Raw genomic sequence first — 20,944 nt, 5'->3', positions numbered from 1 at the left:
ATGGCAGGAAGCGATCGAGGTCAGGAGCGATCGAGGTCATGGGACACGACAAGCCTGACGGACTAATGCTCATCGCACTGAGGCGCAGGCCAGGCCGCGACTAACGCTTTAACAAGACCTGGGTCAGCTGCAGAGTGAGTGCCGGATGGGGCGGGTCGTAAGGGGAGGGCCGACGAGCCTATCAGCCAAGTTCGACCAGCATTTTCGCAAGGATATGAAGCGGTACTGCCTCGACGTCATGTTTCAACGGAAAGCGCTCTGCTCCCGGATAGACAACGAGGCGACGGATTGGATCTACGTCCTCGCACGCCAGATGAAAGCCCTTCTCCACTTTTGGCGTCAGGCTGCGCTTGATTTCGATCGCCCAGGGCTGGCTGCCTTGAGGTGTCATTAGCAGGTCGATTTCGGCGCCGGCGGATGTGCGATAGAAGTTGGCGTCCGTGCCGGATGGGGCGGCCGCAATCAGTGTCTCAATGACAAACCCTTCCCAGCTGGCGCCGGCAACGGGATGAGCGAGAACGTCCTCAAGGGTTGTCAGTCCAAGCAGCGTATGAGCAATGCCGCTGTCGCGCACGTAAACCCGCGGCGACTTGACTAGACGTTTCCCGACATTTGCATGCCACGGCTCAAGCCTGCGCACCAGCAACAGGTCAACCAACAGGTCCAGATAGGAAGCGATAGTCTTGCCGTCGACACCGAGGGCGCGGGCAAATTCGGCCGCGTTGAGGAGCCCTGATTGATGATGTGCCAGCATGGTCCAGAAGCGGCGCAGCGTTTCGGCCGGAATGCGAGGCCCGAGCAGCGGGATATCGCGCTCAAGGTAGGTGCGGATAAAGTCCTGCCGCCACCGCTGACTGGCGCGGTCGCTCGTAGCCAGAAAGCTGTCGGGAAAGCCGCCGCGCACCCACAGGGGGTTCAACTGTTCGGCCGGCACCTCCAGTCCGTCAATCGGATGCATTTCAAGATAGGCGATGCGGCCGGCGAGCGTCTCGCCGGTCTGCCTGAGGAGATCGATGGAAGCGGACCCCAGCAGCAGAAAGCGCCCGGTCTTCTTGCCGCTGCGGCGACCGCGGTCGATCAAGCCACGAAGATTCTGGAACAGGTTTGGAAGCCGATGGACCTCATCGAGGATCACCAACTCGCCCTCATGTTCGGCAAGGTAGAGTTCCGGCTCCGCGAGCTTAGCTCTGTCCGCATCGGACTCGAGATCGAGATAGATCGACGGCCGTGTCTCGGCTATTTCGAGCGCGAGCGTAGTCTTGCCGACCTGGCGCGGCCCAATCAGTGCCACCGCAGGGGTAGTGTCTATCAATTCGGCGAGTTGCGTTTCGATCCGGCGCTTTATCATCCTAGCAATTATGGAGTGCAATTCCTGATTTGCAAGGACGGACTGACGAAATTGGTCAGCGTCGACGCCCGCAACGTCCGAATTCGGGAGAAGTATGCCTTTCAGAAGAGGTGGGCTTCGTCACTCTCCAATCCCGACGCCTTGGTGAGGTTGACCCGAAAACGGTGTCTCGGCCGAGGCGTGACCAAGCTGCCTCTGCCTATAGCGTTCAGGAAGCGAGGCCTGCGCGCAGCGAATGGCCAGAAAACTCTGGCCGCGCTCGCCCTCGGAAAAATCACCGCGCACGCCGGCCGCCAAGGCTGCGCGTTTGACCAGCCGCGCCACCTCCTGATCGTTGAGCCGCTCGGTGCCCACCGCTTTGCCCTGCGCGGTGGCGCGGCGGAAAAGGGGATCATGCGCGATGCAGCGGGAAAAATTCAATCCAGCCGCGACCGTCTTCGGTTTGATCGCGCCACAGACGGGCGGTTTAGTGCCGGTAGGAAGGTGAGGGCTTCACTGGCCGCCTTGCGCCGGCTGGCGCTCGGTGAGAAGCGCCAGCAAGGCCGGATTGATATAGAGGTTCTCGTGATCGCCGATCCGGCAGTACGGATTGACGAAGATTATCTCGGCAAGCTCTCGGGAGTAGATCTTCGGGAGGTCTCGCCGCAAGCGCTCGGCGGTCTCGTAGGTCGCGGATCGCGTGTATACGGGCAGTTGACCAGCCAGCCGTCTCCGTGCGGCGAGCATGTAGAGGATCCAACTTTCCCACGCGCCCTCCGTCGTCACGGCGAGAAGGCGATCGTAGTAGGCTCCTTTGTTTCGGATGATATAGCGGCTTAGATAGAGCACCGGGATGTCCAGGAGGCCCTTGTCAACCAGATAGAGCAGCTTCAGCACGCGGCCGGTTCTGCCATTGCCGTCGCCAAATGGATGGATGGCCTCGAATTGGTAGTGCATCACGGCGAGGCGGATCAACGGATCGATGTCCTCGGCCTCATGGATGTAGCGCTCCCAGTTCGCCAGCTTGTCGCGCAGGAGGTTCTGTCCCTCGGGCGGGGTGTAGACAACCGCACCCGTCGCCTGGTTGACCACCTGCCGGGCGTCGACCGAATGTCGAGTTCGACGCCCTTGATCGTGCGGCACACCGCGACCGCCGTTGACGTCGTCACAGGGCGCTCTTGCAGAGTTCGGAAGCCCTGATTGAGCGCGGTGCCGTAGCGCAGCGCCTCCTTCGTGGCAGCATCAGCGAGATTTCCGGCTTCATTGGCGAAGCGATACAAGCGGTCCGTCGTCGTGACGATGTTCTCTATTTCGGAACTTGCCTGGGCTTCTAGGAGCGGGATAGAGTTGATGAGGACTGCTTGGTTCGGGATAAGCTGACCCGATACCCTGAGCTCTGCCAAGGCCGCGCGCGCCGCTATGCAGGCCTTGAGCACGGGCTTCGTTTCAACATCCTTCTTTGGGGGCAGGGAAGGTAGGCCATTGTAAGGTCGGTCGGCCTGAAACGTCATGTCGATGGTTCCTTGTTCGATCGACATGTCGGGGTTGATATGTCCTTGGCATCGACATATTGCCAAATCATGTCGATAGAACCGTAATCTATCGACATATTGTAGCAGCAAGGCGATCGCGCAAAACGGAGGTTATTGGCCCTTGGTAGTGCGGGCTCCCTCTATAGGGGCGTTTATAGCCCGCTTGCCTTGGTGAGGTTGATCCGAAACCTGTCGCGCCTCCGCTGATACCTGCGGATCATCTCTGCGCTAGTGTGGCCGAGTTGCTTCTGCACATAGCGCTCGTCGACCTCGGCCGAGGAGGCGAGGCCAGCGCGCAGCGAATGGCCGGAAAACTTTTGACCGCGCTCGCCCTCGGAAAGATCACCACGCACGCCGGCAGCGAGCGCCGCGCGCTTGACCAGCCGCGCCACCTCCTGATCGTTCAATCGCTGGGTTCCGACAGCCTTGCCTTGGCCGGTGACGCGTCGAAATAGCGGTCCGTGTCCAATCCCTGCCAATTTCAGCCAGGTCTGCAGGGCGACGACCGGGCAGGTGGCGTCCGAGGAGCCACGACCGATCTCGACCTCGCGCCAGCCGGTCTTGCCGCGCAATGTCACCAAAGCACCTTTGTCGAAAATCTCGGCCCAGCCGCGGCCATCCTCCGTCTGATCCTTGGCAACATCGAGCCCGACGATCTCGGAGCGGCGCAGGCCGCCGGCAAACCCAAGCAAGAGCATGGCGCGATCGCGCAACCCGCGCAAAGTGCCACGGTCAAGCGTCTCCAGCATGGCGATCAGGTCTTCAGGCAGAATGGCTTCTTTCTGAAGGGGAGGGGAGGCGTGGGTGTTGCGGATGCCGGCCAGCACGGTGGCAATGTGGCGGTCTTTCCTGTCGAGCGGCTGGCCACGCTGCGTATAGTTCCAGGTCAGCGAAGAAAGACGGCGCTCGATGGTCGAGACGGAGTTAGGCTTCCTGTCTCCTGTCACCTTGCCGGACGCGCAGGCGGTGATGTAGAGGCCGACGGTCTGTGGATCAGGCGGGAACGCCTGCAGACCTTGTCGGCGTGCCCAAGCGCAAAAATGCTTCCAGTCGGCGGCGTATGCGCGCCGCGTGTTGGCGGAGCTTGCCGCCTCGACATATTTTCGCGCGTGGTCGGCCAGTTTTTCCAGGTGCGCCGGAAGACCGGACGCCGACGATGGGGCAGGGGCCATTTGCGGCTCATCTGATGCGCCCCTCATCTCCATGACCACATCTATGATATCGGGAAGATCATTCTCTCCAGCTGCAACAGCAGGTGATCGTTGACCGTGCTCAGCCATCCTCATGCAGCCTCCACGTCTGTCTGGGAAAAGTCGTTGCCGATGAACAGCAGCGGTTCGTCTGAACGCCTTGCTAGAGCGTACGATAGACAATCGGCAAAATTCCGGGCCGCGGGACGACGGCCCTTGCCATAGGTAAGCCACGCCTGGGTCGCCAGATCGACCAATTCGGAGTCGACAGGGATGACGTCAGCCTCGATTTTGCGGAGCCAAAGATCGACCTCGGCCAACGCGTGCTCTCCGCGCCTGCTGACCAGGACCATCCGCGCCTCGAGCAGGCAGGTTGCCGGGATCAGGCGGACCGGATCGGCGACCAGCGCGCTTTCAAGCCGTGAAGCCTCCGGCTCACTGCGAAGCATGGCCACAAGCGCTGAGGTATCGATCACCATCAGTTCGGAATTCCATGCTCGTCAAAACCGATGATCTCCTCATCGCTGCGACCGTCCAATTCCGGCAACCGGGCCACTCTTTCGCGAATGCCGCGCAATTCTACCCGCATCCGCTCCTGAGCCTTGTCGCCAAAGCCCAGGCGATGAAGACGCTCGCTCAGCGCCTGATGAATGGCCGCGGTCTTGGTGACACCTTGACGGCGCGCGAGCTCGTCGGCGAGGGCAACGGTGGCCGGATTTTTGATACTGAGGGACACGAGAGGCTCCAAACTCTACCTTTTCGCCGGTTTCTACCAAAGACTTGGTCCTATGTCGATTACGAACGATAATGCAACATTATCATTCGTATTAACTGGGCGACAGGCGCGGCGGTTTTTGCTCAAAACGATTGCCAAAAGCGCCGCCATGATTCATCGTGCTTGCGATGATTCTGCGTCCCAAACCCTCTCCGCGCCACCACGCCACGCCTTCGACCGCACCGATGGCAACGGTGCCGGCTTGGCTACGCCGGGCCATCCCGGATGCACAAAGCCTTGCGGGAAAAGATGTTGACGTGGCGCTCGTTGCCGGCGCCGCCATCGGCGCGCTCGATGCGGTGGTCCGCCGGCAGGAGCGGTGGGCCGGCGCCTGGCGGCAGCGGCTGGCGCTTGCGGCGGCCGCGGCAACGGCACGCCAGGCGGGGCGCGTCGAGGATGAAGGCGCATTGCGCGACGCCGTGCTGCTCACACGGCCGGGCGATTTTTTTTCCGTCGGTCCCGCCGGTCTTTTGCTGCTTGCCTGGCGCCGGCTGGCGGTTCGGCCCGCGGAAGAATTGGTGACGGAGAAGAACCTCGCCGCGGTGTTGGAGGAGTTCGGCTACGCCCCCGACGATGAGGGGCTCGGCGATCTGGCGGACGAACTTCGCCAACTCGGCACCAGCGCCGGGTTGGTCGGAATGCTGACTGGCGCAGTCGCGGCCGCCGAACGACACGGTTTCGGGCGCGTTCTCGGAGCCTGGCTTGCCGATGCCTTGCTCGCGCAGCGGCTAGGCTGGACGCATGCAATCCCTTTGCTGGGCGGGGAGGCGGCCTTGGCCGTGGGTACGGGCCGGCCGCGTCGACCAGTGACTGCTGCTCTGGCTCCGGGTGCCGAAACGGATGCCGATCGGGCCAAAAGCCTGCTGGCCGCGCAGGCGCGCGCCGCGCTGCGCGCGAATGATCTTTCCGCCGAGCTCGGGCGCCGCGCGGAAAAACTGCTCGCTGTCGCGCCAAAGCTGCGTGCGAAAGGGGCAGACACCATCGTCGACAGACTGCTGTCGCAGGACGCCATCATGGCATCCCGCGGTGACAAAAACATCGGCATGAGCGATCGCGGCCTGCGCCGGCTGTTCGACCGGCTGGTCGAGCTCGGCGCCGTGCGCGAATTGTCAGGTCGATCGACCTTCCGCATTTACGGACTCTGAGACCATGGCCGAGGCAGTGCGCAGGCGAGGGGGAAGCCGGTCAGATGATCGTCAATCAGCTGACCAGCTGTTCGACCGGGAGCTGGACCACCTGCCGCCGGAGGCGCGCTGGCGCGAATGGATGCATCGCGTCGAGGCCACAATCTTTGCTGCCAGCGAGCCGGTCGGCCGCGAGACTCTGGCGCGGATCGTCGGCAAAAACTGCAGCATCGACCTTTTGATCGATGACATCCGCGAAGAACTGCGCGGCCGGCCCTACGACCTGGTCGCCGTCGCCGGCGGCTGGAAGCATCTGACGCGGCCGGCCTATGCCGACGCCATCCGTGCCGCGGTCGGCGGCAACGACCGAGCCGTGGATCTGACACAATCTGAAGTGCTGGTGCTGATGTGCGTCGCCTACTTCCAGCCGATCACCCGCGCCGAGCTTTCTTCCTTCTTTGGCAAGGAGATCAGCCGCGATCTCATCGGTCATCTGCGCGGCGCAAAGCTGATCGCGTCCGGTCCGCGCAGCCCGACGCCCGGCGCGCCCTACACCTACGTCACGACCAAAGAATTCCTGCTCGAGTTCGGTCTCGACACGCTGCGCGACCTGCCGGATTTCGAGGCACTCGAGGATGCCGGGCTGCTGAGCAAAGAGAAGCTGTTGGCGGGGGATATCATGCCCGACTTTGCCGGTAGCGCAGAATACGGCGGGGTCGAGGTCGACGAATGACTGCCCGCCGCCCACGCAACAGTCGCTGGCGCTTGCAGACACTCGCGGCTTAAGCTCGACTGCGAAGCACGCCGGCGCCCGCTTCGACAAAGTCCTGGTTTTTCATGAGTGTCCTTGGTCCTACGAAAGAGGACACTCAAGCACGACGGGGTGGCCCTGTAAGGAAGTCAAGGCCATAGCTCTCTCCGATAGGCTCGCCTTCAGGTCTGTCTCGATCCAGTTTTAGAAGGCGGAAGGACACGGCTCGCGCCAACGGTTGGGCACCGCGCGCAGATAATAGCCGCACCCCCTCTACCTTTGCCGCGCCGGACCACGGCGCACCCTTATCGCTGGATGGTTTTGTAGATGATGGCGGCGACGGTCCGCCGGTTATGATGCAGGGATCGGGATTGCCAACTGATTGGCGATCGCCGTGTAGATATCAACGTTGGCTCCAGGAGCTCGTACCGAAACCAGGAGAGCGTAGCGCGCAGCGTTGGTGCGTGGATACCTTGTCAAGGGTTCTGGGATAGGCAAACAGGATCGAAATCAGCTTGATCCGTGCCATGCCCTACAAACGCAATTCTGCGTGCCGTCACCGCATCGGGAAGATGAAATTCAGGGTGACGAACTGGCCGGATTAGGAGGCAGGTCTCCGCCTACGTGGCAGCCTGACATTATGGGCCACGCCGGAAGCCCTGGCCGGGTGGCACGCTCCCCGACGCAAGACCCGGGGATGCCAAGCCCGGTATTCCGATCTTGCCATCGAGACGGCCCTGATGCTTGGAACTGTTTTTGGAATGCGGCTGCGCCAGACCGAGGGATTGCTACCCTCGCTGCTGGGTCTCATGGGGCTGAATGTGCCTGTTCCCGATCATACGACGCTGAGCCGTCGGGCGCAGAAGTGGGAGCCATCAGCCAGACGAAACCAGCCTCGGCCGGACGGCCCGCTGCACGTGCTGGTCGACAGCACGGGATTGAAAATATACGGCACCGGACAATGGCTGGAGGAGAAACTTGGTGCCAGATCACGCCGTCACTGGCGCAAGCTCCATCTGGCAGTGGATGCCAATAATGGCGAGATCATTGCCCACTGTCCCGCATCAAGTCCGGCGATTTCATATCCGCGCACCAACGCCGCATCTATATGGCCGAGTTGGCGCGCTGCGGAGTATCGGCGGCGATATCTTTAGCAGCCGTTTACCGGAGCGCGATAGGTCATTGTGTATGCAATACCGTTGGATGACGTAAGTAACCGCCGTGCCGCACAGAGCAGCAGCCCTAGCCGGCCGTTCTAAGCCCCGCCTGCATCGTTTCATGAGCGTGATGCTCGAACTGGCTCCGGGCGTTCTCGTGCCGCGTCAGGAAACAGAGTTGCTCGGACAGAGCGCGCTCGCGATTCTTCGCGATCGCGCGCCCGGCCCGATGGTGATCGACATGTGCTGCGGCTCCGGCAACCTTGCTCTGGCGATCGCGGCGGAAGTTCCGTCGGCCCGCGTCTGGGGGGTGGACGTGACTGACAGCACGGTCGCGCTCGCCCGTAGCAATGCCGAACGCTTGGCCCTTCAGGACCGGGTCACCATCCGGAAAGGGGATCTGTTCGGTGCGCTGGAGGGCGATGGGCTTATCGGCGCGGCGGACATGATTGTCTGCAATCCGCCCTATATCTCGACTGCGCGCCTCGAAGGCGAGAGCGCGCATCTGCTTGAGTGCGAGCCGCGTGAGGCCTTCGACGGGGGGCCTTACGGCATCTCGATCCAACAGCGGCTGATCCGGGACGCAATCGATTTCCTCAAGCCTAGTGGCTGGCTGCTGTTCGAGTTCGGGCAGGGGCAGGACCGCCAGGTGGCTGCCCTGATAGCCAGAGCCAAGGCCTATGAACCCGTGACATTCGCCAAGGATGAGGTCGGAATGCCGCGTGTCGCACTCCTCCGCAAGCTGGAGAACGGTGCGCCCGCGATCTCATCCTCCGCGAGTTTGGCATGAGCCAGATTCGCCCCCTGCAGGCTGCGGATATTCCGGCCGTCGCCGGGCTCTTTCAAAGAACCTTCCGGGACGGTGGAAAGCCGCCGCCTCCGGCGCTCGAGACTTATCTGCGCTGGCACTATCTCGAAGGCCCGGTCCGCGATCCGGAGATCGCGTCTCTCGTCCATATTGCGAGCGAAGGCGACATTTCAGGCTTTGTCGGCGTGAATGTGCTGCCGATGAGGCATGGCCAGCGCAAGCTGCGCGCCGCCATCTGTGGTTCGCTCATGGTCGAACCGCGGGCGAACGACCCGATGGCCGGCGCAAGGCTGCTCAGGACATTCCTGGCCGGGCCGCAGGACATCTCCTTCAGCGAAACCGCAAATGCCCTCTCGACGCAGATGTGGACGAAACTGCGCGGGGTCGCCCTGCCGCAATACAGCCTGGACTGGATCCGGGTCATCCGGCCTTCGGCCTTCCTGCTCGATCTAGCCTCGCGGCGAGCCGGCGCCGTGCGCTTGCTTGACCCGCTCGCGCGCGGACTCGATCGCTATCTTCGCGGACGGATGCAGGAGAACGAGATGCGCTGGTCCGGGGTCCCGGAACTCTGGAATGGCAAGGGCGGCCTCAAGGTTGCCGAAATCGATCATGCCGGTTTTGCGGCACTTTTGGACCCGTTGACGCGGCAGTTCCCGCTCCGCCCCGACTGGAGCGCGGAGCAGCTTGCGCATATCCTCGCGGAGGCTTCCCAGAAGCCGGACTATGGCGAGGCCGTGTTCGCGTCCGTCTCCTCCCCCAGCGGGGCGCTGGTCGGCGCCTTCCTCTATCACACCCGCCCGGGCAGGATGGCGCGCGTGCTGCAGGTTCTGGCCCTGCCGGGGCAAGCTGGTTCCGTCGTCGACTGCTTGATTGGCGATGCAGCGCGGCGCGGCGCCGCCGGCCTGCGCGGCCGGACGCAACCCGCCCTGTTGGCAGCGATGCTGGGTCGGCGGGTCGCCTTCACTCAACCGGCCTCGACCGTGGTGCATTCGCGCGACGAGGAGCTGGTGAACGCGTTCCTGAGCTCGCAAGGTTTCTTCAACGGGCTGGCCGGCGAGCACTGGAATCGCCTGGCCGGGGAGCGGTTCGAATAGGCCGTCATTGCGCGCGCGACGACATAATCCCGATGGTCGCGCCGATCTCAGCAGGCGATTTCCTCGACGGGGCGGACGAGCTGCGGGCCAAGGTGCAGATAGCGCGTCGCCCGGCGCTTGGCGGCGATATCGGCCCAGACGCGTTCGACCTCGACCGTAGTCAGCTTCGCGGCGGCGCCGACCTCCACGGCTGAAAGGCCATTATTCAGGCCGAAGAGGCAAATATCCATGCGGTCATAGGGCAGGGAGAAGTAGAACTCTTCCTGCGTCTGCTCGAGGGAATAGGTGTCGGTCGTCGGCGCCCTGCGGCAGATTTCCTCGGGAATGCCGAGATGGGCGGCAAGCGCATAGACCTGGCTCTTGTAGAGATGGGCGATCGGTTTGACGTCAGCCGCGCCGTCGCCATTCTTCACGAAGAAGCCTTGGTCGTATTCGAGGCGGTTCGGCGTGCCGAGCACGGCGAAATTCAGCCGGTCGGCGTGATAGTACTCGATCTGTTTGCGCGTGCGCTGCTTCATGTTGGTGGCGGCGACGATGCCGAGATAGACCGCCGGCGACATGCGCAGCTTCGTCTGCCGGCCTTCGGGGTCCTGCACCACCAGCGAGGAGATGTTGTAGCCCTCGCCGGCGAGCGAATTGGCGATGACGATCTTTGAGGCCCAGCCCGGCCCGTATTCCGGCACCAGCTTGCGGATGAAGGCATCCCGCCGCTCATAACAACCCATCGCGTGCAGCGTCGGGCCGATATCCTCCACGATCGCTTCGACGCCGAAGGTTTCGGCGGCCAGCCGGCCGAGGCGGAGGCTGTCGGGATCGGAGTCGCTTTCCGGCATGAACAGGCAGAAGACGTTCTTCGCGCCGACGGCGCGGGCGGCGAGCGCGACCGAGACGCTGGAATCGATGCCGCCAGAGAGGCCGAGCACGAGCCCGCGCTTGCGCATGCCGCGTAGCTGCTCGCGCAACCCGGCGACGATGCGGTCGGTTTCCGCAGCGTTGTCGAGCGTCAGCGCGTCGGCCGAGAAGGCGGGACGGCTCGGGGCGAGGGAGAGGTTCATTCTGCCGTCCCCAACGTTTCGGCCGCCAGCCTTCGGCTGACCTTTCCGGTATCGGTCTTCGGCAACTCGCGGCGGAACTCGATGAGCTTCGGCACCATGAAATCCTCGAGATGAACGGCGCAGTAGCGAATGATGTCCCGTTCGCTCAGGGTCTCGTCCGAGAGAACGACGAGGGCGGCAATGGCGTGGCCGAGCACCGGATCCGGCACGCCGGTCACCACGGCTTCCACGATGCCGGGATGGGCGTGCAGCACAGTTTCGACTTCCTTCGGGGCGACCTTTTCGCCGCGCGTCTTGATGATGTCGTCCTTGCGGCCAACGAAATAGAGGAAGCCGTCCTCGTCCGTCCGGAACAGGTCGCCGGTGTGGAGCCGCTTTTCCCAGGGATGCGGCCCGGGACGCAGCATCTGCTCCGTGGCCACGTCGTTGCGCCAATAGCCCTGCATGACATGCGGGCCGCGGATGACCAACTCGCCCGCCACGCCCGGTGGCACGCGGTTGCCCTCATAGTCGACGACGATCGCTTCCGTGTTGGGAATAGCGATGCCGACGGAACCCGGCCGGCGGTCCAGTTCCTCCGGGGGCAGGTAGGTGCAGCGCTTGCACTCCGTCAGACCGTACATGGAATAGAGCCGCACGCCGGGGAACAGCTCGCCCAGCCGGGCGATATGCACCGGCGGCAGGGCGGCGGCGGTGTTCGAGATATAGCGCAGGCTCGGCAGGAAACCCGGCGCCAAATCGCGCATCTGCAGGATCAGCGCCGCCATCGTCGGCACCAGCGGGAAACCGGTGACCTTCTCGGCGCGGATGCGCTCGAAAATGGCCTGCGGAAAGGCAAAGGATTTTTCGAGGACGAGGGTCGCGCCGAGCTTCATCGCCATCAGCAGCTGATAGAGGCCGTAGTCGAAAGCCAGGGGCAGGACATTGAGGATGATGTCGTCAGGGGTGTTGCGCAGATAGGTCGTGATGGATTCGGCCGCGGCATCGATATTGCGATGCGTCATCATCACGCCCTTGGGGCGGCCGGTGGAGCCCGAGGTGTAGATCAGCATGGCGAGGTCGATGTCGATCCCGCCATGGCGAACGGGCACGGGCGCGACCTTGAGACAATCCTCGAAGGAGGCAGCGCCATCCGGCGCATGGCTGGATGGCGCTTGCGTCGACGCGACGAAGAGCGGCCGGTCCGACAGCGCACGCGCCTGGATCACGACAGGCATCAGCTTGGCCTGGGTCAGGATCGCCGCAGCCTCGCAATCGTCGATGACATAAGCGAGCTTGTCAGCCTTGGTGGAGGCGTTGATCGGGCTGAAGGTCGCGCCCGCCTTGAGAACCGCGAAGATCGAGACGGCAGCTTCCCAGCAATTGTCCATGAAGACGAGAACGCGGTCGCTGCGCTGCACGCCATTCGCGACGAGAGCGGTCGCGAGCCGGTTCGACAGATCGTCGAGCTCGTCATAGCGCAACCGCTTCCGGTCGGTGACAAGCGCCGTCTTCGCGCCATGCGCGGCCGCGTTCGTGATGAGGAATTGCTCGACCCGCATGAGCTCGGGCCTTCCGCTGCCAGCCGTCACGCCGCGACGAGCGATGCGGTCTTCGCTGAGATGAAGGCCGTGATGCGCGCCAGTGAATCGAGGTTGGCCGGCACGATATCGGCGTCCGCAACTGTGATTCTGCAATGGTCCTCGATAAAGGCCACCAGTTCCAGAACGCCGGTCGAATCGATGATGCCGTTCTCGATCAGCGAGTCCGTATCGGCGAGGGCGTGGGTGGTGTCGCCGAACAGGAAGTTCTCGATGACAAAGGCCTTCACTGCGTCTCGGATCGTATCGGTCATGTCGTTCGCTTTCCTTGGTGGTGTCAGGCGGCCTTTGCGTTGCAAATGCCTGTGCCGGTGAAAGTCGTCAGCCACAGCTGCGTCGACAGGATGCCGACAAAGGCCGCGTTGTCGCGAAAGCCGGAGGCCGGCTGGCGGCTGCATTTCTCATGTAGTTTTGCCACTGCCTTCGGATTGAAGAGCCCGCCGGCGCTGACTGCGGCGTCGCCCAGGGCCGACTGGACATAGTCCCTCGTGCCCGGCCCAACGAAGGACTGGCTGTCCGGTGCGCGATAGGGCTGCTTGGTCCGCCGGCCGATGGCGGCCGGCAGCAGGTCTTTGGTCGCCTCCCGGAGAATATGCTTCTCCACGAGCCCCTTCAGCTTCATCTCGGGAGGAAGGCCGGCGGCAAACTCGACCAGATGATGGTCGAGGAAGGGAAAGCGGCCCTCGATTCCGTGGGCCATCGCCATGCGGTCGCCCTGGCTGGACAGGATATAGCCGGGGAGAAGGAAGCGGGCTTCCAGATATTGCGCCTGATGCAAGGGATGCCAGCGGGCGAACGCCTCGGGCAGCCGCGCGGCGAGCTCTTCGGCGGCGTCATATCCGGACAATGTGGCACGCAGATCGCCCGAGTAGAACAGCTTCGTCGCCGCCGTGCCGTCGAACCTCGGCCGATGGGAGAACAGCGGATCGTCGAGCGCCGCGCCGCTAGCCCCGAAGAAGGAGAAAAGGTACTCGGCCGATTGCTGCCTCAGGCCCGGAAGATAGGGGTAGAGCTTGCGGAACAGATGCGGCCGGATGCGGGAGCCGGGCTGTCTCCTGCAAAAGCGCCGAACCCTGGCCTCCTTGAAAATATCGTAGCCGGCAAAGACTTCGTCGGCGCCTTCGCCCGTCAGCACCACTTTCAAGCCGGCCTCGCGCACGAGGCTCGAGAGCTTGTAGAGCGGGGCAGGGGCAGTGCGCAGGATCGGCCGCTCCGTGAAGCGGATAACGTCAGGGAAGACGGCGGCGATATCGCCTTCCCCGCAGGCGACGGCGCTGTGATGCGTGCCGAGCGCACGGGCCATCTCGAGCTGGAAGGGGCTCTCGTCATGTTCGGCGCTATCGAAGGTGACCGAGAAGGTCCTGAGGCCACCCGGCGCCATGCCCGCCGCCAGCGCCGATGTGATGGAGGAATCGAGGCCGCCAGAGAGATAGGCGCCGACTGGTACATCGGCGCGCATGCGGATGCGGGTCGCCTCCGTCAGGAGGGCGCGCAGTTCCTCGGCCGCGGCACGCTCGTCCCGGTGCCGGGGCGGCGCTTCCCGGTCGGGATACTCCAGACTCCAGTAGGGCCGCGTCGAGACGCTGCCCTCTTGCACGATCATCAGGCTTGCGGGTTCGAGCTCGTAGATATTGCGGAAGGCCGTGCGCGGCGCGATCGGGGCCCAGAGCGTGAAGATCTGGTCGAGTGCGACCGGATCAATCTCGGCCGCGACGCCCGGGGCCTGGAGGAGCGCCTTGACCTCCGAGGCGAAGTAAAGCCGTTCGCCCTGCCTTGTATAGAAGAGCGGCCGGACCCCCATGCGGTCGCGCGCCAGAACCATGCGGCGGCGGCGGCCGTCCCAGAGCGCAAAGGCGAAATCGCCATTGAGCGCGGAGACGCAATCCTCCCCCATCTCGTCATAGAGATGCAGGATCACTTCGGTGTCGCTGGCTGTCCGGAAATGGCGGCCTTTCGCGCGAAGCTGCTCGCGCAGTTCCACATAGTTGAAGATCTCGCCGTTGAAGGCGATCGTCAGATCGCCCGTCGCATCGGACATGGGCTGCTGGCCGTCCCCCAGGTCGATGATGGACAGCCGCGCATGGCCGAGGCCGGCCGCCTTTGTGGTGAAGAACCCCTGCTCATCGGGGCCGCGATGCGCAATGGCAGCCGTCATCCTTTCAAGGAGCGCCCTCCCATCCCGGACAGTGCCGAAATAACCGCTAAAACCGCACATGCCGAGATATTTCCGAGTCCACCAGCGCGGCTCGGACTATAGCCGCCAAGATACCGGCAAGTGTTAAACATTTGGGACTATTCATGAGAATGGTAAATTTTGAGCGGCCGCCGACGGCTGATTTCTTGCGTGAGCATTGGATCTGCCGCGAGATGAAGGCAATGACGCGGCGTTGGTGCGCGGATATGAAATCGAACGCATTTCGGTCTTTGATGTTGCCGGTTATACCTGCCGGACTTGATGCCGGACAGACTCCGGGCGTGCACACGCCAGCATGCGGTTGAGCACGCTGCAACCGACGGCAACCTCGGTCTGCTGAGCGGCGAACGAACGAGCCCGCAAGCGTCGTCCGATCAGTGCCTTGTACCTTCCGATGGCGGTCTCGATCAGAGCCCGCTTACCATAGCCGGTAGCAGCCTGCCATCTCAGCCGACCGTCGCTTGCGATCGCGATAATGTGCTTGTCCCGTTGACCAGGCGGTCCGGTATCATCGCTTTCCACTGCCGTCGACCGAGGTGGAATGACGACGTTCGCGGTGCTGCTATGCTGCAGGATCATCTGATAGGTTGGCTTGCCATCATAGGCCCCGTCGGCTGTGAACGGGTCAATCTCACGTGCAGCGGGCCGTCCGGCAGAGGCTGGTTTCGTCTGGCTGATGGCTCCCACTTCTGCGCCCGACGGCTCAGCGTCGTATGATCGGGAACAGGCACATTCAGCCCCATGAGACCCAGCAGCGAGCGTAGCAATCCCTCGGTCTGGCGCAGCCGCATTCCAAAAACAGTTCCAAGCGCCGCGACGGCCTGGTTGGAGTCGCTGGCGCGCGGTCAGCCGGCTCTTCGGTGACATCGCACTCGTCCTCAGCAGAAGATCAGCGAACAGACGACCCCAAGACTCTCGTCACGGTCCTTCTCGATTGCCATCGCGAAGCGAAGGCTGCATGCGCAGCGCGCTGATTGATATCGGCATATTTGGCGCGTGCCAGCCCATACCACAAAGCCCCTGAAAACCTTCGGAGAATGGTGCGCCGCAGTGGCGCTGCTGCCCTGACTTCTGCTAAGTCTCGTCCGTGGATGACATGTATATTCCAAGAAAACTTCTGGTCGAGGACCGAGCCTATAGTGAAGATCAGCTTCTTCACGTGGCACGGTTTTCATCGTTCTCGCCGAACCCGGTGGCGGAAAGACCGAGTTGCTCGGGAAGCTTGGTTCTTTGCTCGGCAGCCCGCCTGTGCGCGCCAGCGTGTTCCGCAGCCGCCAGGTTGCTGCATCCAAGGCGCCCCTCGTTATCGACGCGATGGATGAGGTTGCCCGCATCGACCGTCTGGCGCTCGACGAAATTGTCGTCAAGGCGAGCGACATGCAGTGTGATACCGTGGTGTTTGCCGGTCGCTCGAGTGAGTGGGACCCCTCCGTCACCGAGCATGTGAGGGATTGTTTCGGCATCAAACCTGTGGTTGTCCGGCTCGAGCCTTTCACGACGGACGAGCAGCGCCAACTTTGCGTCCTGCCATATCGGCAGGGTTCGCAAGGCTACACCGGTCGATCGACAGGCAGCCGCAACCGATGCACTCGGTAAGCCCCGACCTCAGGCGCTGCAACTCGGCGATGCGCTGGTCGATGTGCTTGGTCCACTGGCCCGATAACCGCGACCAATCCCGACGCGACGGCACGCGATCGGCTGGCAGGCCAGCTCGGCGCCGATCTCTTGAAGCGTCAGCCCAATTGGCTGCGCGAAGACGATGGTGACGGCCCCCTCGGGCGCACCCGCCTGCCGAATCAGATCCTCAAACAGCGCCGCACATTGGGGGACGATACTGGCATGCTTGTAAACGACAGGATTGCCGACAGAGATCGCCGGGGCAACCACCCGGATAGCGGACGCAGTCGCGAAGCATCCGGCTGAATGACCAATGGCCAGCATCGTTCACCAGAATGATGCTGAAGGCCGTCCTGTGTTGCCTCTTTGCTGGCTGATTTGGCCCCGGTCAGGCCACCCTGATCGAGGTGGAAGGCGAAGAAAGGCCTCCAGCTCATCTGGTCCCGCCCCAACTGACTGACCGCCAACAGCGAGGCCCCGCCACAACGGCGGGCCTCGCGCTATCGGTTCCGCACGAGGTCTCCTCGCATCAGCCGCCCGGTCGCTTTCGCTCACTCAAAGGAAATCGCGCCGGATCGTCGTTCCATGGATCGAACACCGTCGCGCCGGAACCCTTGGTGTCCTTCACGTTGCGTGTCACCAGGTAGAGGTGGTGCTCGACTGCGGTCGCGACCAGGAGTGTATCGATTACCTGTGGCGCATGGCCCGTTTCCCGCTTGACCGTTCCCGATATTCGGCCCCACCCGCGAATTATTTCATCGCTGACGGAGAGGGTGCGCTCGCCGAAGCGGGCTGCCAAAGCATCGCGGGAGGCGATGTAGCGTGGGCGATCGGGGTGATCGTCGGCAAGGTTGTAGATGCCCTTGTCGTACTCGCCTAGTGTGAGGACGCTCAGGAAGAAGGTCTCCTCCAGTTGACCCTCGGCCCATGCCTTCACTGATCGCGCTCCGTTGGGATTGATCAATGCGGCGACGACGTTCGTGTCGAGGAGCCAACCATTCACAGATCGACATCCCGGCCGTGATCCTCTTCACGTGCAAGGTCGAGATCGCCGAGATGGAGGCTCTCCATAAACTCCAGGAAGGGCTGTTTCGGCCGGGACGGCGCGAGCCGATCGAATTCCTCCACGCTGACGACCACGACCGCGTCGTGACCGCGCACGCTCACGCGCTGCGGTCCGTCGCTGCGCGCGTGTCGCACCACCTCGCTGAAGCGCGCCTTGGCATCCTCCAGTTTCCACCGGCCGACACGAGCGTCACTCGCTCGCCCCTTCCGTTGTCCAGAGTCTCGCTTGATTCCCTTGCTCATAATCCCGTACCTAGTCAGATAGTCAGATAGTCAGATATAGCGCATTCGCTCGCGATCCGCCAGTGCGGCTTGCCAACGTGTCGGTAGCACACGATATGTCCGGTTTAGGTAGCACACGATCTGTCCGGTAAGTCTCGACCTTTTAAACGGGGTCTGGATGCGCCGGTCGGAAGCCAATCAAGGTGTGCGAATGATCAAGTTCCGAGACGTATTGAGCCGCTATGAGGCTTTGGAGTTCAACCAGATGGAGGCTGCGCAGTTGCTGGGTCTGAGCGAGCGAACCTTCCGGCGCTGGTGCTGCCGGTATGAAGAGGCTGGGGAGGCCGGCTTATTGGGCCGCCGTCTTGGCAAGGCGTCTGGCAAACGGGTTCCGCTGGACCGGGAGTTTGAGGTCGAGACCCTCTACCGGACGCGCTACAGCGGGTTCACGGCCAAGCATTTCCACGAACTTCTGGTGCGCGATCATCGGTTCAGCTGGAGTTACACCTGGACGAAGGCGTTCCTGCATTCGAAAGGCCTTTTGGCCAAGGCATCCAGGCGCGGAGCACACCGGCGCAAGCGGCCGCGCCGACCCTTGCCGGGGATGATGCTGCATCAGGATGGCTCGCGCCACATCTGGCTCGGCGGCCAACCGGCGCTCGACCTCATCGTCACGATGGACGATGCGACGAACACCATCTATTCGGGCTTTCTGACCAAGGAAGAAGGGACGGCTTCGACGTTTCGGGCTTTGGAGGAGGTGTTTGGCGGCCATGGTCTGGCGTTGAGCCTCTATACTGATCGAGGCAGCCACTATTTCCATACGCCGCAGGCTGGTGGAAAAATCGACAGGACAAACCTGACCCAGGTCGGCCGCGCGTTGGCCCACCTTGGCGTCGAGCATATCGCGGCCTATTCGCCGCAGGCACGCGGTCGTTCGGAGCGGGTTTTCCAAACCTTGCAAGACCGGCTGACAAAAGAACTGGCGTTGGCCGGGATCGCCACCATGGAGGAGGCCAACAGCTTTCTGCGCGACGTTTATATTCCGGCCCACAACAAGCGCTTCGCCGTCAAGCCCGAACAGGAAGGCTCAGCCTTCGTCGCCATTCCCGGCGTCGATCTGGGCGAGATCCTGTGCATTCAGGAGGAGCGCCAGGTCGGCAACGACAATTGCGTCTCGTTCAATCGACTGAAGCTGCAAATTCCCGAAAGCCCGCTGCGGCCCCATTTCGTCAAGGCGACAGTCAAGGTGCGCCGCTATCATGACGGCGCCTATGCAATCTTCCACGGGCCTCGTTGTCTGGGCCGCTACGACCACAATGGAATAGCCCTACATACACAAAAAGCCGCTTGAACCCGCTCGGCGGCCAGCAGAACAAAACCAGAAGCAGCGGACAACTCGTGTGCTACCTAAACCGGACAACTTAATTCGCTATCGACAGTGCGGCTTGCCAACGTTCGCCGGCGTGTGATGGGGCCCGGCGGCCCAGTCAGACAACACGTGCGCCTGCCGTCGCCTCTATCGGTGCAGAATTCTCGGGTTGGAGTTGTGTGCGTCAAGTTCTGCAAAATGGCGTGGCATCGCGGTGACGTCGGAGTGTCCGTCACTCAGCCCCCGTGTTTAGCGGAGCGGCGGACACACAGCGATGCCCAGGCGGCTATGACCCTTCTCACCCTCCAGGGCATCCGCAAGAGTTTTGGCGCCGTCGATGTGCTGCACGGCGTCGACCTCTCGGTCGAGGCGGGCGAGGTGGTCGGCGTTGTCGGCGACGATGGGGCCGGCAAATCGACGCTGATGAAGACCATCACAGGCATCTACCGCGCCGATACCGGATCGATCGAACTCGACGGCAAGGACATCCTGCCACTCGATCCCGGCCAGCGGCGCGAACTCGGCATCGAGATGATCTACCAGGATCTGTCGCTGGCCAAGCAGCAGGACGTGGCGGCCAACATCTTTTTGGGCCGCGAGCCGACCAGAAAACTGTTCGGGCTGTTTCCCGGCTTCGTCGACAAAGCCGAGATGGACCGCCAGGCGGCAAAGATGATTGAGCGGTTAGGGGCGCATTTGCCGTCGATCAACCGCTCGGTCGGCTCGTTCTCGGGCGGCCAGCAGCAGACGGTGGCGATCGCCCGGGCGCTGACCTTCAATTCGAAGCTGGTGATCATGGACGAGCCGACTGCGGCGCTCGCCGTGCGCGAGGTGCAGAGCGTGCTCGATCTCATCCGTCGGCTGAAGTCCGAAGGCATCGCCCATCCTGATCTCGCACCGGCTGAACGACGTGCTTTCGGTCACCGACCGCATCGTGGTGCTGCGCCACGGGCGGGCCGATGCCGATCTCGCACAGCCAGGACCAATATGAACAAAGTCGTCAGCCGCCGCGGCGCACGAACAACGAGGCTGACCGAAGAATGTTTTTGGATTGCACACTTTCGCCATTGCTCCGGTCTGGGACCTTGACCTGATCGAGCCGCAGATGGAGCGGCTGAAGGAACTCGGCATCGGCCTGCTCGAGATCCCACTGCTGCGACCCGAGGAGATTGACACCAAGCAGACACGCGCCTTCGCCGAACGCCAGGGTATCGAGCTCATCCCATCGCTCGGCCTGCCGCGCGCGCTCGACGTGGTCGAGCGGCCGGATGAGGCGCTGGCTGTCCTCGAGCCGGCCTTCGGGTTTGCGAAGCGGTCGAGCCGGCCTTCGGGTTTGCGAAGCGGTCGGCAGCGCGGCGCTCGGCGGCGTCACCTATGGCACGATCGGCAAGACCTCGGGCCGTGCGCAGACCACGGCAGAAGTCGACGGCATGTGCCCGATTCCTCGGGCGCGCGGCGAAGGCTGCCAAGGCGCATGGGCTGAAGCTCGGCATCGAGCCTTGTAACCGCTGCGAGACACATCTGATCAACCGCGGTATCGATGCGGCAAGGATTATCGAGCGCGTCGACGCCGGCAACGTCTTCATCCACCTCGACACCTACCACATGCATATCGAGAGGAGAGCTTTGCCGCCGGCTTCGCCGCGGCGGCACCTTTCCTCGGTTACGTCCATGTCTCGGAGGCCAATCGCGGTGTGCCGGGGCGCGGCATGCTCAACTGGCGGGCGTGCATGAAGGCGATCGCCGATGTCGGCTGCCGGGGCGCGATCACGCTCGAAAGCATGAACCATGTCGATGTCGACATTGCCGGCGGACTGGCGGTGTGGCGTCCGGTGGCGGAAGATCCGCGCGATGTCATCGAAGTCGGGCTGCCGTTCCTGCGCGATGCGGCGCGCCAGGCCGGACTGACGTTGGGCTAACTATCTTCGAGCTTGCATGCCCGCGTCGAGCGCCCTTCGGTGGGCAAAAGCACAATGCACGGCTGAACCAGTCGCGCTGTTCGCTCGTCAGTGCTCGATGCCGGAGCAAGGGTCCTCCGACCTCAGCTGGACGAAGCGCATCTGGCGTACAATTCCAAAAGT

23 protein-coding genes and 4 pseudogenes are annotated in these 20,944 nt (G+C 62.9%); 10 read left to right on the top strand and 17 right to left on the bottom strand.

Annotated elements, in window-relative coordinates:
- Positions 1-181: 181 nt before the first annotated feature.
- The 7 genes and pseudogenes from NKH02_RS18810 to NKH02_RS18780 form a co-directional block, all read right to left on the bottom strand.
- Positions 182-1,348: an ATP-binding protein gene (locus NKH02_RS18810; RefSeq protein ID WP_352873014.1), complete on the bottom strand. Its 1,167-nt coding sequence runs from the start codon at positions 1,346-1,348 to the stop codon at positions 182-184.
- A 101-nt stretch (positions 1,349-1,449) separates the two neighbouring features.
- Positions 1,450-1,750, bottom strand: a pseudogene (locus NKH02_RS18805) (integrase); the annotation flags it as partial.
- Positions 1,751-1,840: 90 nt separating this feature from the next.
- A complete protein-coding gene (locus NKH02_RS18800) occupies positions 1,841-2,419 on the bottom strand; it encodes a Fic family protein (protein WP_352880627.1) in 579 nt (192 codons plus the stop codon).
- A 158-nt stretch (positions 2,420-2,577) separates the two neighbouring features.
- A pseudogene (locus NKH02_RS18795) lies at positions 2,578-2,838 on the bottom strand (Fic/DOC family N-terminal domain-containing protein); the annotation flags it as partial.
- A 173-nt stretch (positions 2,839-3,011) separates the two neighbouring features.
- Entirely contained in the window at positions 3,012-4,139 is a 1,128-nt protein-coding gene (locus NKH02_RS18790; RefSeq protein WP_502913834.1) for a site-specific integrase, read from the bottom strand.
- A 2-nt stretch (positions 4,140-4,141) separates the two neighbouring features.
- The gene (locus NKH02_RS18785; RefSeq protein WP_352880624.1) at positions 4,142-4,528 is read right to left on the bottom strand and encodes a type II toxin-antitoxin system VapC family toxin; all 387 of its coding nucleotides are present in this window, start codon (positions 4,526-4,528) and stop codon (positions 4,142-4,144) included.
- Positions 4,528-4,785, bottom strand: coding sequence for a type II toxin-antitoxin system VapB family antitoxin (locus tag NKH02_RS18780; RefSeq protein WP_352873010.1), 258 nt, complete (start codon positions 4,783-4,785; stop codon positions 4,528-4,530). The genes NKH02_RS18785 and NKH02_RS18780 overlap by 1 nt, the downstream gene beginning before the upstream one ends.
- A 167-nt stretch (positions 4,786-4,952) precedes the next feature.
- On the opposite strand from NKH02_RS18780, the gene NKH02_RS18775 reads away from it, so the two are divergent.
- The 5 genes and pseudogenes from NKH02_RS18775 (at position 4,953) to NKH02_RS18755 (ending at position 9,758) form a co-directional block, all read left to right on the top strand.
- A complete protein-coding gene (locus tag NKH02_RS18775; protein ID WP_352880679.1) occupies positions 4,953-5,969 on the top strand; it encodes a DUF1403 family protein in 1,017 nt (338 codons plus the stop codon).
- A gap of 4 nt (positions 5,970-5,973) precedes the next feature.
- A complete protein-coding gene (scpB, locus tag NKH02_RS18770; RefSeq protein WP_352880622.1) occupies positions 5,974-6,681 on the top strand; it encodes an SMC-Scp complex subunit ScpB in 708 nt (235 codons plus the stop codon).
- A 545-nt stretch (positions 6,682-7,226) separates the two neighbouring features.
- A pseudogene (locus NKH02_RS18765) lies at positions 7,227-7,754 on the top strand (IS5 family transposase); the annotation flags it as partial.
- A 223-nt stretch (positions 7,755-7,977) separates the two neighbouring features.
- On the top strand, positions 7,978-8,646 hold the full coding sequence (locus NKH02_RS18760) for a N5-glutamine methyltransferase family protein (RefSeq protein ID WP_352880621.1): 669 nt from the start codon (positions 7,978-7,980) through the stop codon (positions 8,644-8,646).
- Positions 8,643-9,758, top strand: coding sequence for a hypothetical protein (locus NKH02_RS18755; RefSeq protein ID WP_352873006.1), 1,116 nt, complete (start codon positions 8,643-8,645; stop codon positions 9,756-9,758). The genes NKH02_RS18760 and NKH02_RS18755 overlap by 4 nt, the downstream gene beginning before the upstream one ends.
- A 47-nt stretch (positions 9,759-9,805) precedes the next feature.
- Here NKH02_RS18755 and nadE read toward each other — a convergent pair whose 3' ends face one another.
- The 10 genes and pseudogenes from nadE to NKH02_RS18705 all read right to left on the bottom strand — a co-directional run bounded on the left by nadE (position 9,806) and on the right by NKH02_RS18705 (position 17,512).
- On the bottom strand, positions 9,806-10,813 hold the full coding sequence (gene nadE / locus NKH02_RS18750; protein WP_352880619.1) for an NAD(+) synthase: 1,008 nt from the start codon (positions 10,811-10,813) through the stop codon (positions 9,806-9,808).
- Positions 10,810-12,354: a class I adenylate-forming enzyme family protein gene (locus tag NKH02_RS18745; RefSeq protein WP_352880617.1), complete on the bottom strand. Its 1,545-nt coding sequence runs from the start codon at positions 12,352-12,354 to the stop codon at positions 10,810-10,812. Before NKH02_RS18745 ends, nadE begins: the two co-directional genes overlap by 4 nt.
- A 26-nt stretch (positions 12,355-12,380) precedes the next feature.
- Positions 12,381-12,647, bottom strand: coding sequence for an acyl carrier protein (locus NKH02_RS18740; RefSeq protein ID WP_352880615.1), 267 nt, complete (start codon positions 12,645-12,647; stop codon positions 12,381-12,383).
- A gap of 23 nt (positions 12,648-12,670) precedes the next feature.
- Positions 12,671-14,608 carry an asparagine synthase (glutamine-hydrolyzing) gene (gene asnB, locus NKH02_RS18735; RefSeq protein WP_352880614.1) on the bottom strand — a complete coding sequence of 646 codons (1,938 nt, stop codon included), beginning with the start codon at positions 14,606-14,608 and terminating at the stop codon, positions 12,671-12,673.
- Positions 14,609-14,830: 222 nt separating this feature from the next.
- Positions 14,831-15,432, bottom strand: a pseudogene (locus NKH02_RS18730) (transposase); the annotation flags it as partial.
- Between the two features lie 310 nt (positions 15,433-15,742).
- Complete coding sequence (locus NKH02_RS18725; protein WP_352880612.1) at positions 15,743-16,102, bottom strand: hypothetical protein; 360 nt, start codon at positions 16,100-16,102, stop codon at positions 15,743-15,745.
- Positions 16,080-16,277 (bottom strand): MerR family DNA-binding protein, encoded by a 198-nt coding sequence (locus NKH02_RS18720; RefSeq protein ID WP_352872995.1) that lies wholly within the window; start codon positions 16,275-16,277, stop codon positions 16,080-16,082. The genes NKH02_RS18725 and NKH02_RS18720 overlap by 23 nt, the downstream gene beginning before the upstream one ends.
- Positions 16,193-16,528 carry an aldehyde dehydrogenase family protein gene (locus tag NKH02_RS18715; RefSeq protein WP_352880610.1) on the bottom strand — a complete coding sequence of 112 codons (336 nt, stop codon included), beginning with the start codon at positions 16,526-16,528 and terminating at the stop codon, positions 16,193-16,195. The genes NKH02_RS18720 and NKH02_RS18715 overlap by 85 nt, the downstream gene beginning before the upstream one ends.
- A gap of 205 nt (positions 16,529-16,733) precedes the next feature.
- Positions 16,734-17,207: a type II toxin-antitoxin system VapC family toxin gene (locus NKH02_RS18710; protein ID WP_352880608.1), complete on the bottom strand. Its 474-nt coding sequence runs from the start codon at positions 17,205-17,207 to the stop codon at positions 16,734-16,736.
- Positions 17,204-17,512, bottom strand: coding sequence for a type II toxin-antitoxin system Phd/YefM family antitoxin (locus tag NKH02_RS18705; RefSeq protein WP_352880606.1), 309 nt, complete (start codon positions 17,510-17,512; stop codon positions 17,204-17,206). The genes NKH02_RS18710 and NKH02_RS18705 overlap by 4 nt, the downstream gene beginning before the upstream one ends.
- Positions 17,513-17,702: 190 nt before the next feature.
- Between NKH02_RS18705 and NKH02_RS18700 the strand changes: the two genes are divergently transcribed.
- The 5 genes from NKH02_RS18700 (at position 17,703) to NKH02_RS18680 (ending at position 20,782) form a co-directional block, all read left to right on the top strand.
- Entirely contained in the window at positions 17,703-18,845 is a 1,143-nt protein-coding gene (locus NKH02_RS18700; protein WP_352880604.1) for an ISNCY family transposase, read from the top strand.
- A 306-nt stretch (positions 18,846-19,151) separates the two neighbouring features.
- Positions 19,152-19,952 carry an ATP-binding cassette domain-containing protein gene (locus NKH02_RS18695; RefSeq protein ID WP_352880603.1) on the top strand — a complete coding sequence of 267 codons (801 nt, stop codon included), beginning with the start codon at positions 19,152-19,154 and terminating at the stop codon, positions 19,950-19,952.
- 16 nt (positions 19,953-19,968) lie between these two features.
- Positions 19,969-20,346 (top strand): hypothetical protein, encoded by a 378-nt coding sequence (locus NKH02_RS18690; protein ID WP_352880680.1) that lies wholly within the window; start codon positions 19,969-19,971, stop codon positions 20,344-20,346.
- Positions 20,238-20,597, top strand: coding sequence for a TIM barrel protein (locus tag NKH02_RS18685; protein ID WP_352880602.1), 360 nt, complete (start codon positions 20,238-20,240; stop codon positions 20,595-20,597). The genes NKH02_RS18690 and NKH02_RS18685 overlap by 109 nt, the downstream gene beginning before the upstream one ends.
- Positions 20,594-20,782, top strand: coding sequence for a hypothetical protein (locus tag NKH02_RS18680; protein WP_352880600.1), 189 nt, complete (start codon positions 20,594-20,596; stop codon positions 20,780-20,782). Before NKH02_RS18685 ends, NKH02_RS18680 begins: the two co-directional genes overlap by 4 nt.
- The last annotated feature ends 162 nt before the right edge of the window (positions 20,783-20,944 follow it).

Source organism: Mesorhizobium sp. M1396, assembly GCF_040317725.1.
Lineage (GTDB): Bacteria > Pseudomonadota > Alphaproteobacteria > Rhizobiales > Rhizobiaceae > Mesorhizobium.
This window is presented reverse-complemented; position numbering and strand designations above follow the sequence as displayed.